1 protein-coding gene and 1 pseudogene are annotated in these 1,069 nt (G+C 65.4%); one reads left to right on the forward strand and one right to left on the reverse strand.

Going from position 1 to position 1,069, the window contains the following annotated elements:
* A pseudogene (gene dnaE, locus AC1D0P_RS25995) lies at positions 1-697 on the forward strand (DNA polymerase III subunit alpha); the annotation flags it as partial.
* A gap of 52 nt (positions 698-749) precedes the next feature.
* On the opposite strand, the gene AC1D0P_RS26000 reads toward dnaE, so the two are convergent.
* The coding region (locus tag AC1D0P_RS26000) for an energy transducer TonB (protein WP_477679362.1) at positions 750-1,069 on the reverse strand (320 nt) is incomplete at its 5' end.

A 1,069-nucleotide genomic window follows, 5' to 3' on the forward strand; every position in this document is an offset into this window, starting at 1 on the left:
GGAGCCGCCGCTGGTCGAGGCCATGCCCTTCGGCGTGAAGGCCCGGCTGGTGCAGGAAAAAACCGCGATCGGCTTTTACCTCTCGGGCCATTTGTTCGACGAGGTGGAAACCGAGGTGCGCCAGTTCGCCAAACGCAAGATCGAGGACCTGATCGATTCGCGCGAGCCGCAGCTGCTGGCCGCGATTTTGAGCGACCTGCGCATCATCAACGGCAACCGCGGCAAGCTGATCATCTTCAAGCTCGACGACAAGACCGACGTGCTCGAGGCCTCGGTGGACGAAGCGACCTTCAACACCAACCGCAACCTGCTCAAGGACGACGAACTGGTGATCGTGCAGGGCACGCTGCAGGGCGCTTCGGAGCGCTTCGGCCGCCGCTTCAAGGTCACGCAGGTGTGGGACCTGGAAACCGCGCGCTGCAAGTTCGGCAAGTACCTGCGCGTGGCCGTCAACGGCAGCGCGCCCGACATCTCACGGCTGGTGCGGGATTTCCCGCCGCGCCGCGAAATGTCCGACCAGGGCGAAATCAGCCGCGGCCTGCCGGTGCGCCTGAGCCTCAGGCGGCAAAACACCGAGGGCGGTGCGACCGCCGAACTGCACCTGGGCGAAGCGGCCAAATTCTTCCCGACCGATGCGGCGCTGGCCAGCTGGATGGCGCAGGCCGACAGGGGGCTGGTGCAGATCGTTTACGAGTGAGCCGGGCGCCGCTTCACAGGGGCGCGGGCAAGGCTTGAATTGACGGCCGGCGCTAGTTGCGCGGCCGCATTTCCAGGATCAAGGTGGTGTCGGGTATGCGCCCGTCGACGTCCCGCGGCATGACGCGGGTGCGGATGATGGCGTTGATGGCGGCATCATCCCAGGCTTTGTTTCCGCTCGATTGAACCAGCCGCTGGCTGATGACGGTGCCGTCCAGCGTCAGGCGGACCTCCACCTTCGCCATCGGATTGCCGGTGAAGTCCTCGGTGAACACCACGTTGGGCTTGATGGCCGCCCTGACGATCGCGCCGTAAGTCGTGGACCCGCCGCTGGATTTTTGCGCTGTACCCTTGGAGTCCGCATCGCCGGTGG

The organism is Polaromonas sp. P1_G2 (assembly GCF_056405515.1).